General features: G+C 40.0%; 20 protein-coding genes. 4 read left to right on the forward strand and 16 right to left on the reverse strand.

The genetic code is table 11. From position 1 onward, the window contains the following. Nucleotides 1-168: 168 nt before the first annotated feature. The 11 genes from Q0791_RS19765 to Q0791_RS19815 all read right to left on the reverse strand — a co-directional run bounded on the left by Q0791_RS19765 (nt 169) and on the right by Q0791_RS19815 (nt 13,342). Nucleotides 169-2,319 carry a class I SAM-dependent DNA methyltransferase gene (locus Q0791_RS19765; protein ID WP_299010207.1) on the reverse strand — a complete coding sequence of 717 codons (2,151 nt, stop codon included), beginning with the start codon at nt 2,317-2,319 and terminating at the stop codon, nt 169-171. A 47-nt stretch (nt 2,320-2,366) separates the two neighbouring features. Beyond that, nucleotides 2,367-2,546 carry a type I restriction-modification system subunit M N-terminal domain-containing protein gene (locus Q0791_RS19770; RefSeq protein WP_299010212.1) on the reverse strand — a complete coding sequence of 60 codons (180 nt, stop codon included), beginning with the start codon at nt 2,544-2,546 and terminating at the stop codon, nt 2,367-2,369. Nucleotides 2,547-2,839: 293 nt separating this feature from the next. Then, the gene (locus Q0791_RS19775) at nt 2,840-3,352 is read right to left on the reverse strand and encodes a type II toxin-antitoxin system RelB/DinJ family antitoxin (protein ID WP_299010215.1); all 513 of its coding nucleotides are present in this window, start codon (nt 3,350-3,352) and stop codon (nt 2,840-2,842) included. A gap of 654 nt (nt 3,353-4,006) precedes the next feature. Then, nucleotides 4,007-4,612 carry a type I-F CRISPR-associated endoribonuclease Cas6/Csy4 gene (cas6f, locus tag Q0791_RS19780; RefSeq protein WP_299010218.1) on the reverse strand — a complete coding sequence of 202 codons (606 nt, stop codon included), beginning with the start codon at nt 4,610-4,612 and terminating at the stop codon, nt 4,007-4,009. Nucleotides 4,613-4,877: 265 nt separating this feature from the next. Next, nucleotides 4,878-5,933 carry a type I-F CRISPR-associated protein Csy3 gene (gene csy3, locus Q0791_RS19785; RefSeq protein ID WP_299010221.1) on the reverse strand — a complete coding sequence of 352 codons (1,056 nt, stop codon included), beginning with the start codon at nt 5,931-5,933 and terminating at the stop codon, nt 4,878-4,880. Between the two features lie 9 nt (nt 5,934-5,942). Continuing rightward, nucleotides 5,943-8,048, reverse strand: a complete 2,106-nt coding sequence (locus Q0791_RS19790; RefSeq protein WP_299010225.1) for a type I-F CRISPR-associated protein Csy2 — start codon at nt 8,046-8,048, stop codon at nt 5,943-5,945. Further along, nucleotides 8,042-9,274 carry a TniQ family protein gene (locus Q0791_RS19795; RefSeq protein WP_299010228.1) on the reverse strand — a complete coding sequence of 411 codons (1,233 nt, stop codon included), beginning with the start codon at nt 9,272-9,274 and terminating at the stop codon, nt 8,042-8,044. Before Q0791_RS19795 ends, Q0791_RS19790 begins: the two co-directional genes overlap by 7 nt. A 156-nt stretch (nt 9,275-9,430) precedes the next feature. After that, nucleotides 9,431-9,571 (reverse strand): hypothetical protein, encoded by a 141-nt coding sequence (locus Q0791_RS19800; RefSeq protein ID WP_299010231.1) that lies wholly within the window; start codon nt 9,569-9,571, stop codon nt 9,431-9,433. Between the two features lie 20 nt (nt 9,572-9,591). After that, nucleotides 9,592-10,479, reverse strand: a complete 888-nt coding sequence (locus Q0791_RS19805; protein ID WP_299010234.1) for a hypothetical protein — start codon at nt 10,477-10,479, stop codon at nt 9,592-9,594. A gap of 30 nt (nt 10,480-10,509) precedes the next feature. Then, entirely contained in the window at nt 10,510-11,082 is a 573-nt protein-coding gene (locus tag Q0791_RS19810) for a DUF1629 domain-containing protein (protein WP_299010237.1), read from the reverse strand. After that, entirely contained in the window at nt 11,063-13,342 is a 2,280-nt protein-coding gene (locus Q0791_RS19815; RefSeq protein WP_299010239.1) for an AHH domain-containing protein, read from the reverse strand. The genes Q0791_RS19810 and Q0791_RS19815 overlap by 20 nt, the downstream gene beginning before the upstream one ends. Before the next feature lie 193 nt (nt 13,343-13,535). Between Q0791_RS19815 and Q0791_RS19820 the strand changes: the two genes are divergently transcribed. Continuing rightward, a complete protein-coding gene (locus tag Q0791_RS19820; RefSeq protein WP_299010242.1) occupies nt 13,536-14,009 on the forward strand; it encodes a DUF4262 domain-containing protein in 474 nt (157 codons plus the stop codon). Nucleotides 14,010-14,170: 161 nt separating this feature from the next. On the opposite strand, the gene Q0791_RS19825 is transcribed toward Q0791_RS19820, so the two are convergent. Continuing rightward, complete coding sequence (locus Q0791_RS19825; RefSeq protein WP_299010245.1) at nt 14,171-14,491, reverse strand: helix-turn-helix transcriptional regulator; 321 nt, start codon at nt 14,489-14,491, stop codon at nt 14,171-14,173. 221 nt (nt 14,492-14,712) lie between these two features. Here Q0791_RS19825 and Q0791_RS19830 point away from each other — a divergent pair, with 221 nt between their 5' ends. Together Q0791_RS19830 and Q0791_RS19835 are read left to right on the forward strand one after the other, a co-directional pair. Then, complete coding sequence (locus Q0791_RS19830; RefSeq protein ID WP_299010247.1) at nt 14,713-15,279, forward strand: hypothetical protein; 567 nt, start codon at nt 14,713-14,715, stop codon at nt 15,277-15,279. Then, a complete protein-coding gene (locus Q0791_RS19835) occupies nt 15,276-16,676 on the forward strand; it encodes a DEAD/DEAH box helicase family protein (RefSeq protein ID WP_299010250.1) in 1,401 nt (466 codons plus the stop codon). The genes Q0791_RS19830 and Q0791_RS19835 overlap by 4 nt, the downstream gene beginning before the upstream one ends. Before the next feature lie 54 nt (nt 16,677-16,730). On the opposite strand, the gene Q0791_RS19840 is transcribed toward Q0791_RS19835, so the two are convergent. From Q0791_RS19840 to Q0791_RS19855, 4 genes are all read right to left on the reverse strand, one after another. After that, entirely contained in the window at nt 16,731-17,729 is a 999-nt protein-coding gene (locus tag Q0791_RS19840; protein WP_366942497.1) for a TniB family NTP-binding protein, read from the reverse strand. Between the two features lie 2 nt (nt 17,730-17,731). Next, the gene (locus Q0791_RS19845) at nt 17,732-19,585 is read right to left on the reverse strand and encodes a Mu transposase C-terminal domain-containing protein (RefSeq protein WP_299010253.1); all 1,854 of its coding nucleotides are present in this window, start codon (nt 19,583-19,585) and stop codon (nt 17,732-17,734) included. Beyond that, on the reverse strand, nt 19,578-20,207 hold the full coding sequence (locus tag Q0791_RS19850; RefSeq protein ID WP_299010256.1) for a TnsA endonuclease N-terminal domain-containing protein: 630 nt from the start codon (nt 20,205-20,207) through the stop codon (nt 19,578-19,580). The genes Q0791_RS19845 and Q0791_RS19850 overlap by 8 nt, the downstream gene beginning before the upstream one ends. Before the next feature lie 166 nt (nt 20,208-20,373). Next, nucleotides 20,374-21,156 (reverse strand): class I SAM-dependent methyltransferase, encoded by a 783-nt coding sequence (locus Q0791_RS19855; RefSeq protein ID WP_299010259.1) that lies wholly within the window; start codon nt 21,154-21,156, stop codon nt 20,374-20,376. 116 nt (nt 21,157-21,272) lie between these two features. Between Q0791_RS19855 and rlmJ the strand changes: the two genes are divergently transcribed. Beyond that, a complete protein-coding gene (gene rlmJ, locus Q0791_RS19860; RefSeq protein WP_299010266.1) occupies nt 21,273-22,115 on the forward strand; it encodes a 23S rRNA (adenine(2030)-N(6))-methyltransferase RlmJ in 843 nt (280 codons plus the stop codon). Nucleotides 22,116-22,250: the final 135 nt, after the last annotated feature.

The following is a 22,250-nucleotide window of genomic DNA, read 5'->3' on the forward strand; positions in this document are numbered from 1 at the left end:
TTATGTGCTGTATAACTTGGCTCACTTCACAATCAGTATTCATTGTTTATGAGCCAGAAAAGTGGGGATCCCTCAGGCTCGAAGGTACTTCATCTAACCATTTACTTTCTGCGTCCTTATACTCTGGGTATGCTTTGTACTTTCTAACGCTCAAGGCTGCAGCTGTCATTATGAATGCACCTCGTTAAGTAGCTGCATAATTTCAGCCGATACTGCATCTAAATCAGCATCAATGGCTGCTAACGCTCTTGGTGGTTGATACACATAAAAATGACGGTTGAAGGGGATCTCGTAGCCAACAATGCCCACTTTACCATCAAGTTCATCGGTCTTTTTAGTATCAATCCACGCATCAGGAACGTGAGGTAGAACTTCACGAGCAAAGTATTCGTCAACGGTTTCCGTTAATGGCACGTTTTCATTATCACGTAGATCAGGGTTCGCTTCTGGCTTACCTTTGGCCTGACCTGAGCCATGTAAACAAACTTCAGCGTCATCATCGTGCTCACCTAAGTGCTTAACAATCAGTTTCTGCTGCGCTGCGCTCAGTTTTGTACCGTTTAGCTTGGTCAGTAAGGCTTTTAAGAACCGATCACGAGAGAGGTATTTTTCCTGCTCAAAACTTGCTAGCGCCTCAAGGATCTCTTGTTGCAATTCCTCGCCTAGCTTTTGCCATGCTTTATCTGCTTGTAATGCTTCGAGGCGTAGCGCATCTTTTGGATAAATCGCCAGTTTAAGCGGGCGTTCGACCGTAATGCGGCGATAGCCAAACTCTTGGTAATCAAAAATCTTACTAAAGTCCGTCTCCGATCGAGAGCCAACAAACTGACCGTAGGTTTTAACGATAGTGTCAATGCCTGCTTCAGTTAACTCTTTGCGCTTACTGCCCAATGATTTACGCATTGCAGTATAGAATATGTTTTCATTCTCTTGTGAAGCGCTGCCTTCAACGTCAGCGCCGCCCTGCTTTTGAGATGAAGGGCGGCCACGACCGCCTGTTTTCGCTCGCTCTTTTGAGGCATTGATAAGCTGAACTTTGCCTTTGCGATCCGCTGATTTTTGAGAAGATAACACCCACACATAAGTCGCAATGCCTGTGTTGTAGAACATATCAGTAGGCAGGGCCACAATGGCTTCAAGTAGGTCGTTTTCAAGAATGTAGCGCCTAATTTCACTCTCACCGCTGCCCGCACCACCTGTAAAGAGTGGCGAACCATTCAAGATAATACCAATGCGTGAGCCGCCGTTTTTGGCTTCTCGGTCGGTCGCTCCCGACATCCTGTCTCCCTCGACACTCGTACTTCCTGTGCATCGCATTTTGCTTACAAGGTGCATCAAAAACAGCAATGAACCGTCAGAAACGCGTGGTAAACCAGCACCGAAACGACCTTCAAAACCCTTGTCGTTATGCTCATCATTGATGAATTTTTGGATCTTTTTCCAATCCACACCAAACGGCGGGTTTGACAGCATATAGTCAAACTTATCGGTGCGGAGTTGGTCATTCGATAATGTGTTGCCCAGCTTAATATTATCGACCTTTTGCCCTTTGATAAGCATATCTGCTTTACAGATTGCGTATGACTCTGGGTTTAACTCTTGGCCAAAGGCAGACAGTGATGCTTTTTCATTAAGCTCATGCAGGTATTCCATACCTGATGATAAGAAACCACCTGTACCCGCAGTAGGATCGTAAATAGAACGCACTAAACCCGCTTGGGTTAGCGCATCATCATCGTTACTGAATACTAGAGAGGTGGTTAATCGAACAATATCTCTTGGGGTAAAGTGCTCACCCGCTGTTTCGTTAGAGCTTTCAGCAAAGCGTCTGATCAACTCTTCAAACACTAAGCCCATGTTGTAATTATCAACTACTTCAGGATGTAGATCGGTAGTCGCAAAACGTTTTGCTACTTTATAAAGTAGATCGGCTTCTTCCAATTTATCTATCGTATTAAAAAAATCAAAGTGTTCGAAAATTTCACGCGCATTAGGGCTAAATGATTGAATATAACTTTCTAGGTTACTGGCAACCCCGGTTTCACCAAGATGGTTAAGATCCATCTTTGAAGTGTTGTAAAAGCTTAGCTTTGCAGCATGCGTCAGTAACTTATCTTGCGCTTCAAATGGCATGGCTTTAACGGCTTCAAACTTAGCAAGCACATCCGGCTTACTTGCCTCTAGCACACATTCTAAGCGTCTAAGCAGAGTAAATGGAAGAATGATACGACCATATTGAGATTGCTTAAAATCACCTCGCAGTAAATCTGCTACCGACCATAAAAATGCAGCCGTTGAAGAGAAATTGTTGTTTGTCATAATTGTCTTTCACTTATTATTTTATGGGATAATTTTTAACTAAATAATTATCCCGGGGCCGCCATCAGATTGGCTTTCTTTTCGGCTAATAACTGACTTTCATCGATTCGACGCAAGAACAACAAAAAGGTAAATTGCTCAATCACGGTGAGCGGGTTACTGATCCCCCCTGTCCAAAATGACTCCCATATTTTGTCGACTTGACTCTTTAGCTCGCCTGTTATCATAGTTTCTCTGGCTTATTTTATGTTAATTGGATTTAGTTGGGGTTACTTTGGCTGGTAACTACCAGTAATATAAGGCATTACCGCCATGCTTTAATAGGGTTATTATGCCATAGCTTATTCAAATTCAGCTAGTCACTCATCATGATCCATTGGTTTTTTACGGCAGAAAATACACTAAAATGGTGACATTAAGGGAAAAAGGTAGAGAAAAAGATGGGCAAGAGATAAATATCACTGAGTTGGACTAAACAAGTCCCTTTCAAATTCGCTTAGCTAATTATCTTGTAAATTAGCTAAGCATTGCGACTAAAGAGTGCTTGCCAATGACAAAACGCATTACGGTGCCTGTCAGTCCATTGGGTGCAAATAACGTAGGTTTTTTCATCACGCTGGGCCACTTTGGTAGTGGAATAACGGTTGCGCCCTTTAGCATCTTTAGCCGCACTGCGAATGTCTTCTGGCCGTGACGATTTTGCCAATTTGAGGACGGGAAATGACAAGCCAAAGGTGTTGCGACAATAGGTCAGCTGTGTGAGGGTTTCTATTTCACTTTGTGGAAGAGCATGTTCAACCAAGTATTGGATTGCCACGGTTATCTCGGCGTTGCTGATTTTGTATTTTGTTTCGTGGTCTGAGGCTTGCTGTGCTTCTGCCTCATTTACAAGAGCAGCGGAAAACGGAAAACCTTTAGCCTGAACAGACTTTGCTAAAAATACGTTGATAGCCTGCTCTATCGATAGGCCTAGCTCAGAAAAGATATTCTCTGCTTTTTCAAGTAGTTTAGGATCTATCTTGGTTGCTTTCATTTGATAAACAAAATCTACAATTTGTCATTTTTGTATGATATCGAGATTGTATTGCGACGGCTAGCAGTTAAGAAGAAAATGATTCACCTACCTTATGTTTTCCTAATCCCCCCCTTCCACACAAAGTAAGAAGCGATTTTCAACTACCTACTCGGCAGGTCATCCCTAGTTAAGTTTCTCTTATCCTCATGATAAATTTTTAGCTGCCTTTTCGGCAGGATGTTGCATTAACATAAATATCGAAACGATTGTTTTTATTTTTAACTACCTATAACGGCAGATCACTTTCAACAATTCCATTTAGTGAGTTTTTATAATTTTCAGCTGCCTACTCGGCAGGTCATAAAGCAAAATATAATGATGCTTTGAAATTGGCCTTTTTAGCTGCCTGCTCGGCAGGTCACTTCGCAAGTGATTTGTACGATTTAATATCACTATTTTTAGCTGCCTACTCGGCAGGTCATATCAAGTAGCTAATTTCTAATTCTTTAGGTAGATTTTTAGCTGCCTGCTCGGCAGGTCACAATAAAAATAAAACTTCTTTCACTGTAATTTCAGATAGTTAATTGATTATTGAACATTTACCCCAAGAAAATGTTCAATAAAATAAATGATTCACAAACAATATGTTATAAACCATCATTAAAAATAAGGTCATTCCATTAAGAATGAAAAATCCGGCACACTACCTTTAAACTTCTCATTGGTTGCCAAGCCATAAGCCCCAAAGCTAGGCTCAACTGGCTTACCCACCTGCTCTTTTTGAATGTGAATGGTAAAATCTTGTTGGCTTGAGCCACTGGCCATCGGCACTCGATGAAAACACGCTACGTCCCGTTTACGCTCATGAAAATCAGGTTTAAAGGGCTCACCTCGTGCTCGCGCACGTTTTTCTAAGCGTTTTAATCGCCTTCTCGCCTCTCCAGCAAACAGTTTGGCAACGCCCTGATTGCGCTTAAATCGCACCTCTTCACATACTCTTGGTGCGATTTCAACTTGGCTCACATTGAAAAAACCATAAGCTTGCATATCCATAAAATAGGCTTGTTGCCGTAATACTGATAATACTTGCTTATCCGTATGAACAAACACGATTCGATCACCGATTGAAGCATCAGACCAAGCAGGAAAACTCACTCCCATACCTTGAATATGATGTTTACAAGTATAACCATGCAGTATCGAAATACATCGCCCCATCAAGAGTGCAAAGTTTGCTTCTTTCGGTACAAAGCGCACCATAAAATAATATCGTTGCATGTTAGGCCCTGTTTATCTTTATTGAGTAAATTATGTTCAAATAAACGTGTTTTAATCGCGGCGAGAGGTGTGATGCCTAGTCATTCTAAGCGAATGCCTCTCAACAAAGAGTAAAACACGTTTAGTGAATCCTACGGACAGCGCTTGTCGCTCCTTTCTTCGGCGTTATCGCTTATTTATGGAGAATAACTACACCACATAAATACTGCCTTGTATAAATAAACGGCAAGCTGCTGCAGAAATCCTCACAAAAGGTAAGCAGGCCCTAAGCCCTCTTCTTTAGCTCCGCTTTCTTTTGGAACATGCCGCCCTTTATTAACACAGCAAAAAGATAATATATATCAGGGTTAATGGACTCTTTAGGGTTCAATAATTGCTGTTTTAGCTCGGCTAAATACAGCTCGGCATTGATAAATAAAGAATAGAAATCACGTTCAGACTTAGGCGAACGACGTGCAATACCTATCTCTTTATCAGCGCCATACTCATGCACCCGTAAACGCTTAATATTATCCTCAAGCCACCAATCATCTATTGATTGTAATGCCGCACCAATTTTTACAGAGTTAAAACTAACGGCATAACGCCCATCGATACATTTGACCTTTGAAAACTGTTTCGATGCCTCACCTTGCGCCGCCTTTTCGCCAAAACTTTGGCTTGGATAAATCTCTTGGCAAAAAGTAGTTGCTATTTTTACCGTGATATCGGCACTCCAAAATACCTTAGGATCAGTTAACGCTTGCAAAAACTCTTTGCTTAATTCATTTAATGCTGCTTGAGCATCTGCAGGCCAAATACTGTTCCAGTCTAAATGCCGAGTATTCGCTATTTGATAACAACTCCCAAAACTGGTTTTTACTTCGATTTGCGTATGGCCTGTATTTTGATTACGCCATAGCCAATTGCCTAATAACAGGTTTTTACAATATCGAAGCGCTAACTCTTTATAGCCATCACATTCATTGAAACTCACTGCCAAGGCTTCAAGCAAGGCATGCACATCAGGATCACTACAACCTGAAGGTTTAAGAGAATTCGCCTGTACTCTTAGTGAAAACCGACAATAAATATGCGTTATATTAGGAGGAACATAACACTCTTCAAGGATCAATGGATTACAATGAGTTAAATCCTGTGGAGCTAAGTTTTTAGGTTTGAATTGCGGGGTAAATGCTTCAGTAAAGCCTGCCTTTTGGCCACGAATTCGGTTGATTTCAGCTTCAAGTGGAACAAAATCACTATCAGCTGTTTTATAGAAAAAAACAGCCTTACTCGGGTATAAAGAGCGGTCATACTTTAAAAGATTACATAACTCCATATCATTCCTTCAAATCCGTTTCATCAGCATGGAGCACTCTTTTACATCAAGCATCCAAAATGCTCGCCTAAAAAAGTGTCTTATTCCCTGTAACCTTATATCAATAGCGGTTGCACACTCTACGACCCCGATCACAGATTCGGCATAGCAATGTAGTGGTTCAAGGGAATGTCTTCTGCTCTTGGGCTTATCTAATAACACATAGCCAGACATAACCGGACACAACGATGGTTTTTGCTTTAGCAAAAGCAAAAGCGCTTCCAGATTATCCAATGAATATCTTGTTGGCATAATCCATTTCCCCGACATAGGGAGGCGACTCAATGTTGAATAAAGTGATGCTTCGCAATGGTAAAGCTCACACCAATCATCAATAGCGCCTAATTCTGGAGGGTGCATCACGCCACCTGCAAAACTTGCCGGAAAGCTTGCTTTTAGCGAGTTACTCTGATGAACTAGTCTGTTTAATTCATCTTCATCACCGTGAATATGCACGATAAGATCAAACACTAAATCACAATATCGATTGTCTACGACTCCTGACCGCCTGAATTGATTTTCTTTTTGACCTTGCATACCAAACTCTGGCAATTTTTTGCCTTTAACTGGCGAGTACTGACGAATAAACCAAGCAAAAGAAGTCATTCTCAGCTGAGTATTCAGGCTTTCATTTAACCTCAATTGATAATGATGCATCATTCCCCAAACAGCGGTTAATGAAGGAATACCAACACAATAAGGGTTCGATAATGCATGTGCGTCAAACACACGAATGCCTTTCAAATACAAATACCGCCGCGTAGGTGTTTCTTCATCATCGCCTACAAAAGTAGGCTTCTTAGTATCAATATGGGCTAACAACCACTGTAAATGACGTTCAAAGGGTTTCATCAGTTTATGATGAAACCCATACTGACGACTGGTATTGAGATTGGATAATTCGGTATTAAATAAGCTCAATAATGGCACAAGTAATTCAGGTAACTCTTCATTAGGTGCAGTTAGCAATTGATACTCTAATGAACCTTCGATCTCTTCTAACTGATTAAATACGTCCTTATTCTCCTCAACTGCTAATCGCCACTCAACAATAGGCGAAAACCACTGTGATAGTGTTGCTCTTATCTGTCTATGGCAAGCCACTTTTTGTTCACGGCGCAGCTTTAAAACCATCGCTTTATTAATGGATAATAGGCCTTCTAACGCTCTGATAAACTCAGGCTGCGTGAGGGCAAACCTATAAAATACGCTTTGCCCTTGTCGCATCTTCAATAACCAAGAGTGATTTATACCGTAAGCCACAGGATAAAGTCGCGGCGGGTAATTTAATACCTTGATATTCCCCCCCAATGAGGCGGCTAAATCACTCACACTCGCTGGACGAATAAATTCCATATTGGTATAGCGTCCTTGTTTTTTTAACGCCGTTTTTTGAATATTAGCTTGCAGAGCATGATTAACCACAGGTGTAATGGCCAGATATCCATCCCGATAAGGCATACGTACTTGAACCGAATACTTATCCACCTGCTCAGGCAACACGCTTTCAGGTAACAAGGCTTCAACTTCATTGCATAGCATCACAAAATGCTTAACTGGCATTCCCAATGATTGAAAAGCCACTTTCCATTCTTTTGGCTGAAAAGGTAATAAGTTTGCTAGACAGCAGACCTTATCTTGCCAAATAAAATGAGTTGCAAATAACTTAGCGAGATTAACTTTAGCGCTGTCATGGGACCAGCCAAAAGTTTGTTGACAATTGGCACCACTTAATACCGAAGGAAGCCAGGTCAAAGGTGCAGCAATCAGCCTTTGCTTACTGACTCGAATATCGGGGTATTTCAGATTATGGGTATGCAGCCATTGCACTTCCTTAATGCAAGCGCCTAAATGCTCATTATTCATGAGTGTAGTTTTTGCCAATTTATGATCGAGTAAATCATCAACCAACTTTCTAGGGTAGGTTAGATTTAGCAAAATCATCAAAGCGCTTTTTTCATGCCCAGTCACATCCAATGGCTCTGTATAGGCAGTAAATGCACGCCTCAAAGCCACTGTGCGCTCCTGAATATCTCTCATTTCCAATAGTGTATTTAGCTGTTCCTTATTTACCATGCTGATAAGTACATCCCTTGCTTAGCGGTGCCAAAACTCGATTTATACTCAATAACCTGCCTTATGAAAAAAACACCCATGTGAGGATCAATCCTCTGCAGCATTTTTTGTCTAAAAGCTGAAGTCAAAATACCTTCTTGATACAGCCGATATACCTGCTCATGGGTTGTCGATAGCAAAACCGCTGTTTCGGCCACACTCACAAGCATGTCAGCCACATTTGGCTTATTGGATTTAGGATGTGCCTCGACCCATTTATGCAGATAATCCATCAAAGCAAGGTGAATAAAATGAGGTTCTTTTTCTTCGGGTAACAGGCATTGAGAATGTAAAATTATCTCGCCATAAATAAACCGAAATGATGTGTGATTAAATTCATCAATCAGTTTTAAATGCGCATTCAATGTAAGCAGCTCTAACTCACAATAAAAGTTATTTGGCCATGCCGAAAAATATTCAACAGCATCACTGTAGCGACAATCCCCTGTATTCGCGTGACGTTTTTGATACCAAAGCAAAGCGGCAAATCGATGCGAAGCAGATAAAACACTTGGTAACGGATTAGTTAACTTGGGATTACCATAGATCAAACAACGTGACAATAACAATGCTGGGTGATCCGCTTCTTTAACCGCTGCAGTTGCGAATTCAAACCCGCAAATACAATGGGTGATGGACCCATTCTCAATGTAATTAATGGGTAGCTGGCAACTAGGACAATGATGGAGTAATTCACATTCATGCTTTGCGCACACCTCATAGGGTGTGAGATGCCAAACTTGCCGAATATAAGCATCATCCATTAAACAATAAGGGCAAATAGGCACACTCGTTATACCATTCTTTTTCCCATAACGAATAAAGCTCAGCGGAATATCAACACCATTACGATGTACAGCCGACAAGACATTTAAAAATAATCGATTCGATTTAAATAATGCCAATTTTTGCAATTCGTAGGACGGTAGACCCAGCAAAGACTCAAGCAGACCCAATGCCCGTATTCTAAAATGGCTATTATGTTTCGCGTGATAAACATTGAGCCGTTTTAGCTCAATAGGGAACGCTCCATGAGCTTCAAAATCTAACTCATGCAGTGCTTCTCTAATAGCGAAACTCAATTGCTGATAAGAGTCAAAAAAGTTTTCAGCAACCACACGCAATAAATAACTTTCTAATGATTCATCAGCAAATGCTCTAGCAGTCGGTGAAAATAAAAATGCCATAACCCACCAAAACTAAGGATATCTTAGTTTAATTAAGTTACTGGGCTAACACTTTTTTAGCAAGAACAAAAATATGATCAACCACTCAAAAAAACAACAAAGCCAAAGCATCATAGATACTTTGGCTTTGTGATCCACAACAGAAAACAAACCGCTTTAAGCACCATGTTCCTTCATGGTTTGCCCCACTAAAGCAGCCATGTCGATCACTTCCATGTCGCCCATGTCAGCGATGAGATTAAGATGAGTGATTAAATCCATTTTTTGAATGTTAGCCAGTTTCTTTTGCCCACCCATAAACAAATAAGCTTCGTAACTTAGCCACAACTCCAATCAAAATCTCGTGTTTTGATATCAAGCTGGGCATTGCCTGATCCAAAATTATATCCACCAAACATTTCATCAAACTCAATATAATAGGGGGTTAAAAAATCTGGAATGCCTTGGTAAGGAAATGCTGTCCCACCTAAATGATTAGGTCCTATCGTTTCTACCCAGTCCAAATTGTTATCAAAAGGGTGAACATAATCTGCACAATCATCAGTTGGCATTTTTCCAGCATTAGGATCATTAGGGTTCGCATTTAGCACAATGGCACGATTAAAATCTATTGCTTCTGGAGGTATGCCACCTAGATATCGGTATATACCATATTTTTCTGGGGGTAAATTTAAACTTGAAGAATATATTGATTTCCAAAAACAGCTTGCTCCACCTTCTTTTAGCCAATCAGGATAAGAAACATCATTATCAAAATTACGTGATAATACTTTCGGAGGATGACAAAAATCACCATAAAACGCTTCTTCAGTTAATAATAACGTCGCATAGTAACAACCTAAAATGTCCGTCACGTATTCGCAACTTGGATGTACCCGCTGAGCCAATTCCCAAAAAGGTTTAAATAAAGGATCTTCTGGCGACTGTTCAGCTAGAATAGCCTCTTCAAGCCCATCAACACATTCTGGACCTCCATTGTTATGCTCTGCAGCAACAGCAAAAAAACTAATGCCAACAATGCCGTCATGAATTCTATAATCCTCAGGTAATTTCAATGTAAAACCATGCATCAAAGGATAACCAGTATTGGGATCAAGTGGCCATTGTTCAGGGTTTATACCTGGCGGTAAGCCAAAAACCCATCCATCAAAACGCTCTAAATTTGTAGCTATTTTTTTCAAAATTTCTATATTATAGGCAATCATTTTCATTCCATATAAAAAAGATTACTGTTATTACAATGAAAACTCTTCTGGTTTATAGAAGGTAAAACCAGTGATATTGTTCGCTTCAAAAGCTTGTTTTACTTTGTCGTGAGCAATGACAATGGGTAAGCAAGAAGACAACCTAAAAATATAATGTAAAGTGATATTCGAAGTGTCAATAAATGATAACGAATCAATGGATCTCACATTGCCCGACTCAAATAACGATATATCAGATTTATCGTAGTCAATGATATCGGCATCACCAATAACATTGATCAACATATAATCACTGCAATTTTGATCGTTGTTTATACTTTTTAGTAATACAGGAAATTCTTGAATGTTATTAGCACCTAAATCACGTAAAGCTTTAACTACACGTTCATTTGCCAATATTCCATTAAACCCTGGTGCAACTAGACTATCTGTCAGATTATTAAACTCATCATCTTCTTCGACTTCATATTCAATGACAGGAAGTGATCCCGTAATATGTATACCTTGATCAAATTCCAAATCTAAATCTTCAATCAAAGCAGGTACACCTGAAAGAATAGCATCTTGTTCATTTTTTCGTTCACTAAACATTACCCAATACATTGGTTACCCCTTCTTTTTCAATTATTTTTATCATTCTTTCTTTGGAAAACTCTCTATCTGCAAACGCATCAGTCCTAAGCAAGTATTTCCAATTTTTTATTTTTTTAGCAATATCCGACGATAATATATTTAATTCTTTGATTAATTGTTCACTGTGCTTATTGTTATCATTTTTAAGACATAGCTTTTTAAATTCATTTTGTAAAATCTTTAATTTCACTGAAATTTTATCATTGTAGAGACTTGTTGGATGACGCCCACGATGGCATTGCAGACCATGCTGAGCGATATCAAACCTAAATGCAGGTAAACAAATGCCATTCTTAGGATGATTCACATCATAACCTGATAATTCAGCATTGTGCTTTAACTTAGGTACCCGAGTGAACAAATTAATGGAAATCAAATGGTGCTTTTGTGTTGGATACTCAGGATGTTGCATATTGACGGCTTTATTTACATCATCAATTTTTTTCGTTTCAGCAAGATACTCTTCTCGAGTTGCTTTAGTATCTGTCCCCGCACCATGAATGACCCAAGGCTCTAACCCCGCTTTGACCCATTTTTTAGCAAAAACATTGTTTCGTTTTATTACGCCATTATTTGGGTAATGGATCGGTTTTTTATGCTTACCTTTACAGTCTTTCCAGTCGCATTTGTGCGTTTTATCTTCGTCCTCTTTGTGCTTATTGTTTTGTTTGTTCTCTTTCAAAGGCGTCACAAAGGTACGCGTATTGAGATCGGCTTGATGGTTAGGGATGGAGGGATCTTTTTTGTACAGCTGTTTTTTGGGGTTGTTGTTACGCACCACTTTAAGGGCGTCTTTCATATCCCCAAGGACTTCAACGGTTTCCTCTAATACCTTGCCTGCCTTGCGGCCATTGGCGGCAAGCAAGAGTGAGGCGCAGGCAATCGGGCCACCGACGCCACCTGCAAGGGTACCTAATGCCGTGCCGCCACTGACGACGGCGGTATCCATGCCTAATTGGGTCGCATGGTAGGCACTCATTTCCACCACTTTGTCACGGGGTAATGCCGCCAACATACGCGCCGGTAAACTGGCAATGAGTTCTCGCCCTTGACTGTCACTGAGTAATAAAATCAGCATTTCCATGGTTTCCGTGGCTTCCCACAGGCCTTGTTTACCGCGCTCCTTCCAAGCCTGAAACTTGGCCTCTAGTGCATCCACATCCCCCGTGGCTATGGCCTCGATGAGCATAGTGACGTTAATGTCTGCAGCATGAAGCAACTCACCAAAATCCCCTAAGTCGGGGAGGTATTCCGTCACGCCGCTGGCGGCACCCGATTGGGCGGCCTTAGCCATGTTCCAGGATTGGCTTAAAAAAGACTGATTATTAAATGCCTGGCTTTGTTGATTGAGCTCGTCTAATTTTTGATTAACCGCGTCTGAAAATGCTTGAGTGATGGCAACTGACTTTTGCTTTTTTTGCTGATTTAAGGTGGCTAAGGCCTGCTGAGCGCTTTGTGTGGCTTTGTTATTAATAGCGTTATCAAGCTTGGTATACGCCTTATCGAGTTTATTTTGTGCCTCAGCCGCTAAGGCCTCATCGCCAAATAAAATATAAGCGGCGTGATTGGTGTTTGGCCGCACCTCAGCTTTGCCATGCTTATCTAACGTGCCTGTGATTTGCGTATTTTTACCGTCTTGCAAAATGACGGTATAAGGCACATTCGCCGCCTTGGTTTGCTCTTTATCGTCGTACACTAAGCGAAAGATGAGCCGATTAGGCGCCATGCCAAAAGTGGGAGCGATGTTAGATTTAAGAGGCTTTGGTGGCGGATCGTTAATCACTTTTTCTGGTACACGCTTTGGCATTTCTGCGGGAGGATGCAGGCTACCCGATGAAGGGCTTTTGTAAGGGTTGCCACCTACCATTACTCCGCCAGCGGTGCCTAAGCGGTTATCAATGGCCTTAATGACCTCCTTGGGATAGGCGGGATTGATAGCAGGATGTTCTTGCCTAACTTGCATCGGCGTTAAGCTATAGAGAATGATTTTAACTCTGTCTTCTGTGCTGAGCTCTGCCTTGGGAAAGGCCATGAAGAACATAGGCGCACGGGGCTTTTCTAGAAGCAGTAATTTTTCACCGCGAGTAAGGGCGGTTTTAAGACTGGATAGTGACTCGCCTGTAGCGAGATAGGCCTTTAATTCATTATCTTTTAGATATGAAAAATCCGTTTCAATGCTTAACGCTTCATGCTCCATCAATTGATGGAGTGCTACTACCTTCCCTGACATACTGCTTCCCTACTGAACAGACCCAAATCAATCAAGGGCGTAATTTACCACAATTGATTAATAATAAAAGGGATTTATTTGTCCTGTTTTGATGGAATGTCATAAACTAAAGCTAGAAAGCGAGTCAATAATGCGTTAAATTAGCGCGCACATTATTGATTAACGCTAAAAACCAGCAGTAAAGGGATAGACGATGGAAACCATTAGTCCATGGGATGAAAATATCATCAATTTAATCAATCGGGATTTATTTTGTATTATCGACCCCAATAAAGAACACTCGCATACCATAGGAATGGCAAAATATGGATTACCGGACTTATTAATTTCATCGAAACAATTAGAGGGTAATAGCATTATTCTCAGCGTGATTGCCCAAGATTGGATAGATAATGGCTTAACACTAACCGACAGAAATGACTTCTTTCAAACACAAAATGAAGACGCCATTACACTGAAATTTAGTGTGTTGAATTGCGAAGAGCTGATGTTTACAAAAGGCATGGAGTTTTATAATAAATTTCCAGCATTCAACCAATTAAAAAAACCAGCTTTAGTGCAAGTGTTATGGCCTGATCCACATGGGTTTTATGCAATGGATAAAGAATATGACAAAGGCTATTACCAGTATTATTTCAGGCCAATCAGTCAATACCATAATCACTAACAAGCCAAGTGCGGCCCCAAACTGCGAACACTTCGTAGCTTCACTTTTTTGATTATTAAACGAAAATAATTAGCAAAAAATTAAAATCAATCAATAATGAGGATAACATATATTTCATTATCCTCTTTTGCGATATCTAATCACCAAGTTGACCTATAACCCTACTCCTCTTTTTCTGAAGACAATTTATTAAGTAAGGCTGTTTTCTTATCTTCATCCATGTTTTCAAGCAGGCATAATAATTTTGCAGTAGTTTCTGACTCACAAAAAAAGTAAGCCACAGGAACTCCTAACTCATCGGCCATTGCCTTTAAGGTATTAAAATCAGGGGTATGTTTGCCTTTTTCGTATTGATTCATGCGCGTACTCGCAGTACCAGGCTCCATACCTAGCTGAAGACCCAGCTGCTTTTGACTGATCCCCAAGGCAGTTCTTGCTTGTTTGAGCCTAAGAGGCAATGGGTTGGTAAGTTTATCTGCCACGTATTCGTCATTATTAGATCCTAGATAACTTAGATTGTCTTCGTTTTTTCACTTGAGGTATACTAAGGAATCCTTAGCTTTTTGGGTTCTCTTGTCAAGTTTTAAGCAAGAGCAAGAGCAAAACAAGTAAGTAGCTAAGCAAAAACATGAGTATTGATACTTAAAAACTGTCATGGAGTGGCACATTACATATTGAAATTAATAACAAATTGGTAAATATTGTGACCTCATCATTGATCCCGATAGATAAAACACTGCTGAATATTTTACAGGATGAAACCCTAAGAAATTTTACGACTATTCAATTGAAAAACATGTGTATTGAAGCCTTACCTCTGGCAAATAAAAAAGAAACCGCACAATTAGTCTACCGTGGCTTAAGACGATTGCATCAGGCTGGGTTTATCGACAAAAAACCACATACAATATCCAACAAGCAGACGCATATTTTTTCAAAAACAGCCTTATTTAATCCAGAAAAGCTCATTGCCAGTCAACCACGTAAAGGCCAAAAAACGAATATGCATTCCCCGTCGACACCTACACCGCCCCCAATAACCGCGAGTGCTCATACCCAATTGAAAACCACACTTAATCAATATCAAGTTGATTTGTTGAGTAGCATTGGTGAAGCAGAAGAATTCAAACGACTTTTTGAAGCGTTTCCTTACGCTAAATCATCGCTATATCCACGATACATGCAAGCAAGAAATCAGAGCTCCACCTTAGTTGGTAGAATTAAGGCCATAGAAGTTTGTTTGAATGAGCTTCAAGGCTTGCCATCATGAAATTAAGAGCATGGCAGCAAGCTTGTGTCGAAAACGCGTTGCGGTTATATCGAAGTCAAAAACACTTTATGTGTTTAGCCACGCCAGGGGCAGGAAAAACCGTCATGGCCGCAGAGTTAGCAGCAAGATTAATTAAACTCAATAAAGTTGATTTTGTTCTGTGTTTCTCACCGTCATCTGAAGTAAATGAGAGTATTCAACGCACATTCACTCATCGACTTCACAAGCGTTTTGATGGATTAATAGGGGCTATAGGTAGTGTCTATACTTATCAATTCATGCCTTCACTAACGCCTGAATTTTGGATGCTATTAAAAACGCATAAGGTCTTGGTCATTATGGATGAAGTGCATCACCTTAAGGGGACAGATCCGAGTAATGCCAACGCATGGGGAGAAGAAGTATTACTTAACATTCAAGAGAACGCCGCCTATACCTTAGCACTTTCTGGCACGCCTTGGCGATCAGATAAGGCACCTATAGTATTATCTAAATTTACCGAACCTGATAATACTATTCATTGTGATTTTATTTATGGATTACAGCAAGCTGTAAAAGATAACATTTGTCGTAACCCTAATATTGTGCTCATTGACAATGATAAAATCCAAATAAAAAACGATGAAATAACGGATGCGTTTTCATCCGTTTCAGCGTTACTGGAACACTCACCATTAAGCTATCACGCACTCATTACGCATCCAGAAATCATACGTTATATCCTAAAGCAAGGCATTAGTAAGCTCTCAGAAATCAGGTTATCAAACTCTCAAGCTGGCGGTTTAGTCGTCGCAGCGTCCATTACCCATGCTAAATTCATTTTGCATATGTTAACCACAGAGTTAAATCAAAGCGCTTGTATTGTGACCTCAAAATTGAAGCAACCTACCCAAATCATCGCATCCTTTAGGCATAGCCAAATCCAATGGATCGTTAGTGTGGGCATGATTTCTGAAGGAACTGACATACCAAGGCTTCAAGTGTGTTGTCACTTAAGTCTCATTAAAACTGAGATGCATTACCGTCAAGTGTTAGGGCGAATATTACGTGTTAATTCAAACAAAAAACAACAAGCTTGGCTATTCACTTTAGCTGAAAAAACACTTTCAGCTTTTGCCTATCGTATTCAACAAGATTTACCTGATGCTGCCGTTGTTATAGAACAAAACGCATCTCAAGAACTCTCAATTAATTTAGAAACACAAGAAGCAACCCCATCATTACATCCCGAGCATAACCAGCCCAGTATTGATTTACATCTATTAAATGAGTCGACTCAATTCCCACAGCAAAAACTGACCGATATTGAAGAAGAAAATCACTATAACTTGTCACTCATTGGTGGCTTCAAAGAGCAAATAGTCAAGATGTTCGATGTTCATTTAGCTAATAACTGAACTAATGTTTTTAAGTGAGCTTTGAGGTAAATAAGCAACGAGTTATTGCACCTATCACTTCAAACTCAAAATATCACTAAGTACAATTGGCCTAGTATATTGTGGCCCTATAATAAGCTGTTCAACACTATTCGTATCAAAATTCATACGAGATGAATTCTCAATCTCTTTAAGTTGCAATAGCTCCAAAGGTAATTCAAACACGTTAGGCTGATCAGGTACTACCAATGCATAAGCCTCGCTCAAGTGCTCTAGCTTCATAGTGTCATCCCCTTGTTCTAATGCAATAATTAGAGCCTCTTTTAATAATTCCTTTATAAAACGATTCTCGCCATTAGTCGCCGCAAACAAAGGGATTGCAATAGGTGGAGAAGCTAAGTCTGGCGATGATGCAAAAGGCATACGATTTGCGAGTCCCTTTAAATACGAAAGATAATAACGTCTTTTTTCAATGTCTTTAAAACAAAAATGCGTTAATTTTCGTCTACGAATAAGCCGAGATGCCCATTGTGGATCTTCACAAATTTGTGCGGCCCAAGGCATTCCAACAAATGCAATAGGAACTTGAGCTTCCTCACTTATGTATTTCAGTGAGTTACCAATAGCTTGGCGTTCTTGCATACTTTTGTATTCAAGGATCTCCTGAAACTCATTAATAATGATTAACTCAACCTGAGCGCGTTTTAAAGCATTGACTAGCTTCTGTTCTAAGTTTGTAGCAAAACCTCTGCGCTTATATTGATCGACACCAAATAACTCCAAATCATAAAGCATCTGAATTAAGGTGCTATCTAAATCACGCTTAGCTGAGATACGAGTTAATAATACTGGAGTCTTTTCAGTGCTTTTATTAATTGCCACATCCTTTATTTTATAATAATCAATCAGTGCACTTTTTCCTGTACCAGCCTCACCAGTGATTAAAATGCATTGCTGATCTTTTGAGAGCAAACGCTGAGCCCTTAATTTATCAAGCTCAGTCATTATGCTTTTAACAAGAGGGTGCTCTATATAACACTGAGAAAACTGTATTGCCGCAGCCATGATATCCATACTTAAAACCCCTCTATGTCATTGCTATCCCAATCTAAGATATCAAGGCTATCGCTTGGCTTTTTAGGGGGCTTAATTGCTGCTATAGCTTGTGAGGTCTCTATTGGTATTGCATTATTACTGTCTATACCTTGATATTTAGCAAGCTTTTTTATCCCTTTCTGTTTTTGTTTTTTCGCCAATGCTTGATTAACCATTTGATTAATCTCTAATCGGCTTTGCGCAAGAGAGTTCGAATTTTCTGAGTCTATTACTTTTTGACGTTTGTTTTTAATATTGATCTTATGCTGAGTTAATGTAAGGCCAACAGTATAGCCATCAGGATCCCGTGCGGGCACTTTTAGGTAATAGCATTTCTGTTCTAAATATACATAAATAAAACTTAAATCATGAGGATTTATTTTTATATCAACTTTCAAACCTCGCCGAGATGCAATTGGAGTGTATTTTCGATAATCCAATAATTCTTGTGAGTCATAACGCAAGTGCAGAAACTGTATTCCATCTTTTGAAATAGAACGTGTTGCTAAAATCCCAAGTTTTGCGCTCAGCTGATCTTTATCATCCCCCTTGTATTGATTAGGTGGGTAAACTGACATTCCTTCATACCATTTATTAATTGGCACCCGTGTTTTTCGAGCATCTGCTTTGTGGTTATAAACCTCTATAATCCACTTATGTAATAGCTCATTAAATACACTAAAACTTAAGCTAGCTTCTTTATCCGATTGGTAATCTCCTTTAGCATCTATGCTTCTAAAATTTTTACCTGGAAGCGGATCGATAAACTCAGTGTTTAACGTTCTAAAAAAACGCTCTATTTTGGGCTTTTTCCAAGGTTTACCAACAGGATTATAGCTCGTGTTAATGCCAAGTTCCTTACAAGCAGACTCTAACGAGTCTCCCCAAAACTCAGCACCATTATCAACGACTAAAAGTTCGATTTTTCCATAACAAGGCCATTCAGTTTTAATACTAGGAAACCTTTCTTTTATATGGTCTTTGCTGAGCATAGAGTTGATTAACGCAGCTCTAATAGACAGATAACTAGGCTCATGAAAACTGACGTAAAAGCCCACAACACAACTACTGTAACAATCAACTAGTGCTGTAATTGTTGGTCGACCAATCACAGTATGGTTATCTTCCATCAATACAGTGAAATCCAGTACGGTGTGATCAATCTCAACTCGCTCCATTATACTGGTTGGCTCTGAAAACTTATGACCTAGTTTGTATTTTTTTTGAACGTAACTACGCCCAAACCGCTCTAAGTCAACATCATAAGGATCTAAGCGTTTAATACGAGCATGAAAACCAGTATAAGATAGGGGCGTTATTTCTCCAAAAACTAAGCGACTGTTTTCCGATCGAATAAGATCGCAGTAATAACGATAAGTCGTTGCTATACTTGGACGTTCTCTACGTAAATACTTATCTTCCAATGCTTTATTAAAGTAAAAATCACCATTACTATTTTTAATGGTTCTGTTACCTTTTTTTTCATGGTTGGGAATAAGCGCGGTTACACAAAAATCAGATCGCCTAAACCTACTATACCAAGCAGCCACTGCACGCCATTTTGGCTTAGGACCGTCATCAAAGGGAGTCAGCTCTGCCAACAGTGGCTCTATATTCTTCTGGGTCCAGCCTCCATCAATACGTTTTTCAATAAACCTTATATAATGCAAACGCTTCTTCGTTTCATGCTGAATAGACTCATCATACATTTCCAACGATTTATTAGCATGAACGGTAACCGAAATAGCTTCAGTATTGTCATTTTCTAGACACTCTGAATCGAGTTCATCTAACTCGTCAATTTCATCCGTAAATAGGTTCGTATCGTCATTCATAAGCAATAGTAAGCTCAGTTTCTAGACCAAAAGGTTTTGCTCCTAAGTCAAACTGCAATAAGCCTTGAGATACTGCGGTTAATACATACTTATTCAAATCTCCTTGAGTAAATTTCGATTTGTTAAGCAACTCACGCATCGTTACCACCCCCATGTTACTCACTAATAATATTATCGACTCAAGCTCAGCATGGCATTTCGATTTACCTGCATATCGATGAAGCAGTTTAAGATTATTAAGCAATGAACCTTTGTGCAGCTGACGCTCCGTAATCAACTTAAGATCTATACCCAATTCAATACAGGATTTCTGTTTATATCGAAATCTTTGATTTACTTCAGGATCACGAACCTCATTTGAATACTTCACCTCATAGAAAGTCTGTTTACCATCAATTGTAGAGATCCAAAAATCAGGAGTATAAGGAAGGCATTTACCAAAATACTGGTAACGAAAACCTACTGGTTGTGCCTTAAAGGAAGATATTGACTTGTTGTATTCAAAATGAAAACAAGCATCAAACTCTAATGAAGACTCTAGCGTCAACGAAGCACGGTTCTTTAGACTGGCAAACTTAAAGAGGTTCTTCACGCGAGAGTGTTTTATGTTTCGTTGATACATAAACACACTCGAATGTTGTTTAGTTACATAAGTACACTACACTATGTAAACTTACACTTCAAACTATGCAAACTTATTTATCACTATGCAGACTTATGTGTAATTTATGCAGACTTATGCTTTAAACAACAATTTTTCTGCCTATATCAGCCCGCTGATATAGCCGCTATTTCATCGCGGCCTTAACGTACACATCGAATCGATTTTTTTTCGTAGCAATCACTGTGCTAGGTTTGACGCCATCGAGATCCTCAGCATAATCAGGGCGCTTAACCACCACCCTCTTATTCGCTATTGCCATTGCAGGGGTAAGCAGCCCATCTGCATCAAGATCGCTACCCACTAGAGATTGAAACACGCGCATCTCTTTTTTCACTAATGCGGACTTATCTCTATGAGGATACATAGGATCGAGATACACCACATCAATATTAGAGACACGTTTTTCTAGATCCGTTAAACTCGATCCAGGCACCAAGCGCATTCTTTGCTGCATCCAGTCACCGATTTCCGCGTCCTCATAGGCTCGGCGCAGCCCATCTTCAAGTAATGCCCCCACAACCGGATGACGCTCTATCATAGTCACATCGCAACCTAAGCTGGCCAGCACAAAGGCATCTCGTCCAAGCCCCGCCGTACCATCGACAACACTGGGCGTGACACCACTTTTTAACCCTACGGCTTTTGCAATAGACTGACCACGACCGCCGCCAAATTTACGCCTATGGGCGACACTTCCAGAAACAAAATCAACAGAGATCCCTTTTAATTTAGGCTCGTCTCGTTTCAAAAGCACTAGCATATTGTGCTCAAAAACAAGTTCAAATTCTGCATTTTTATCAAAATGCAAAGGCCAGCGCATACATATAGCCTCAAGGGTTGGAAAGTGTCGATTGAAAAAAATAGGCGTAGATTGGGCCGATGAAATCACAATATTTCTAATACTCATAATGAACTTGTCAACATTATGCCAAAAGCCATACAAAGTTAATATCTTCTTTATTCATTTCGACACAGGTATAATTCTTGGCACATGCCATCTATTTTCTCAGTTCAGGGATCCCCATGCTCAGTTATCGTCACGGTTATCATGCCGGAAATTATGCCGACGTATTAAAGCATAGTATTTTACTTCAAGTGCTTACATTACTTCATAAGAAAGATAAGCCCTTGGCTTACATAGACACTCACGCCGGTGCTGGAGGATATTCACTCAAGGATCCTTTCGCTCAAAAAACGGGAGAATACTTAAATGGCATTGCTAAATTATGGAATAAGACCGATTTACCCGCGCCACTTGCACAATACATAGCCGATATTAAACATTTCAATCCGAATCCCAATACCTTAGCTTTTTATCCTGGTTCACCCGCTTTTGTTGACATGAATATGCGCCCCAAAGATCGCATGGTACTACATGAAATACACTCCAGTGATCATCAAATTTTAGCCGAGCAATTTGAAGGGGATAAACAAATTCGAGTCGTCAAAAAAGATGGTCTCAAAGGCTTGATCGCTGCGGTTCCTCCAATAGAACGCCGCGGCGTCATTTTGATCGATCCCAGTTATGAAATAAAGGATGATTACGTCAACGTGGCTCATGCCATCATCAAAGCCCATAAACGCTTTGCAACGGGCGTTTATATTTTATGGTATCCCGTTGTCAACCGAGCACAAACAGAGGAAATGCTGCAAATTTTAGTCGATTCAGGGATCAAAAATCAGCTTCGTATTGAGCAAGCAATACAAGCAGACAGTGCTGAATTTGGTATGACTGCCGCAGGCTTATGGATCATTAATCCTCCTTGGAAGCTAGATACTTTAGCCAATGAAACATTAACTTACCTCGCCTCAGTATTGGGCGGTGAAAATGGCAAAACCATTGTAAAACTCGAAGTGGATGAATAACAATCAGTTGAGCGTTAATACGCTCAACTCGCCTTTGGCATCTTCAAGTATCACGGGCACTGATGAATCCCCAGTTTTTTTACTCACAGGTGATTCCCAGGAAGTTGATTTTATTTGGGAACTTTCATGGCATTG

This window comes from uncultured Shewanella sp., from assembly GCF_947495455.1.
In the GTDB taxonomy this organism is placed as follows: domain Bacteria; phylum Pseudomonadota; class Gammaproteobacteria; order Enterobacterales; family Shewanellaceae; genus Shewanella.

Coding starts and splice junctions, on each gene's coding strand:
- Q0791_RS19765 (WP_299010207.1), bottom strand. CDS start 2,319: ATGACAAACAACAATTTCTCTTCAACGGCTGCATTTTTATGGTCGGTA.
- Q0791_RS19770 (WP_299010212.1), bottom strand. CDS start 2,546: ATGATAACAGGCGAGCTAAAGAGTCAAGTCGACAAAATATGGGAGTCA.
- Q0791_RS19775 (WP_299010215.1), bottom strand. CDS start 3,352: ATGAAAGCAACCAAGATAGATCCTAAACTACTTGAAAAAGCAGAGAAT.
- cas6f (WP_299010218.1), bottom strand. CDS start 4,612: ATGCAACGATATTATTTTATGGTGCGCTTTGTACCGAAAGAAGCAAAC.
- csy3 (WP_299010221.1), bottom strand. CDS start 5,933: ATGGAGTTATGTAATCTTTTAAAGTATGACCGCTCTTTATACCCGAGT.
- Q0791_RS19790 (WP_299010225.1), bottom strand. CDS start 8,048: ATGGTAAATAAGGAACAGCTAAATACACTATTGGAAATGAGAGATATT.
- Q0791_RS19795 (WP_299010228.1), bottom strand. CDS start 9,274: ATGGCATTTTTATTTTCACCGACTGCTAGAGCATTTGCTGATGAATCA.
- Q0791_RS19800 (WP_299010231.1), bottom strand. CDS start 9,571: ATGGGTGGGCAAAAGAAACTGGCTAACATTCAAAAAATGGATTTAATC.
- Q0791_RS19805 (WP_299010234.1), bottom strand. CDS start 10,479: ATGATTGCCTATAATATAGAAATTTTGAAAAAAATAGCTACAAATTTA.
- Q0791_RS19810 (WP_299010237.1), bottom strand. CDS start 11,082: ATGTATTGGGTAATGTTTAGTGAACGAAAAAATGAACAAGATGCTATT.
- Q0791_RS19815 (WP_299010239.1), bottom strand. CDS start 13,342: ATGTCAGGGAAGGTAGTAGCACTCCATCAATTGATGGAGCATGAAGCG.
- Q0791_RS19820 (WP_299010242.1), top strand. CDS start 13,536: ATGGAAACCATTAGTCCATGGGATGAAAATATCATCAATTTAATCAAT.
- Q0791_RS19835 (WP_299010250.1), top strand. CDS start 15,276: ATGAAATTAAGAGCATGGCAGCAAGCTTGTGTCGAAAACGCGTTGCGG.
- Q0791_RS19840 (WP_366942497.1), bottom strand. CDS start 17,729: ATGGATATCATGGCTGCGGCAATACAGTTTTCTCAGTGTTATATAGAG.
- Q0791_RS19845 (WP_299010253.1), bottom strand. CDS start 19,585: ATGAATGACGATACGAACCTATTTACGGATGAAATTGACGAGTTAGAT.
- Q0791_RS19850 (WP_299010256.1), bottom strand. CDS start 20,207: ATGTATCAACGAAACATAAAACACTCTCGCGTGAAGAACCTCTTTAAG.
- Q0791_RS19855 (WP_299010259.1), bottom strand. CDS start 21,156: ATGAGTATTAGAAATATTGTGATTTCATCGGCCCAATCTACGCCTATT.
- rlmJ (WP_299010266.1), top strand. CDS start 21,273: ATGCTCAGTTATCGTCACGGTTATCATGCCGGAAATTATGCCGACGTA.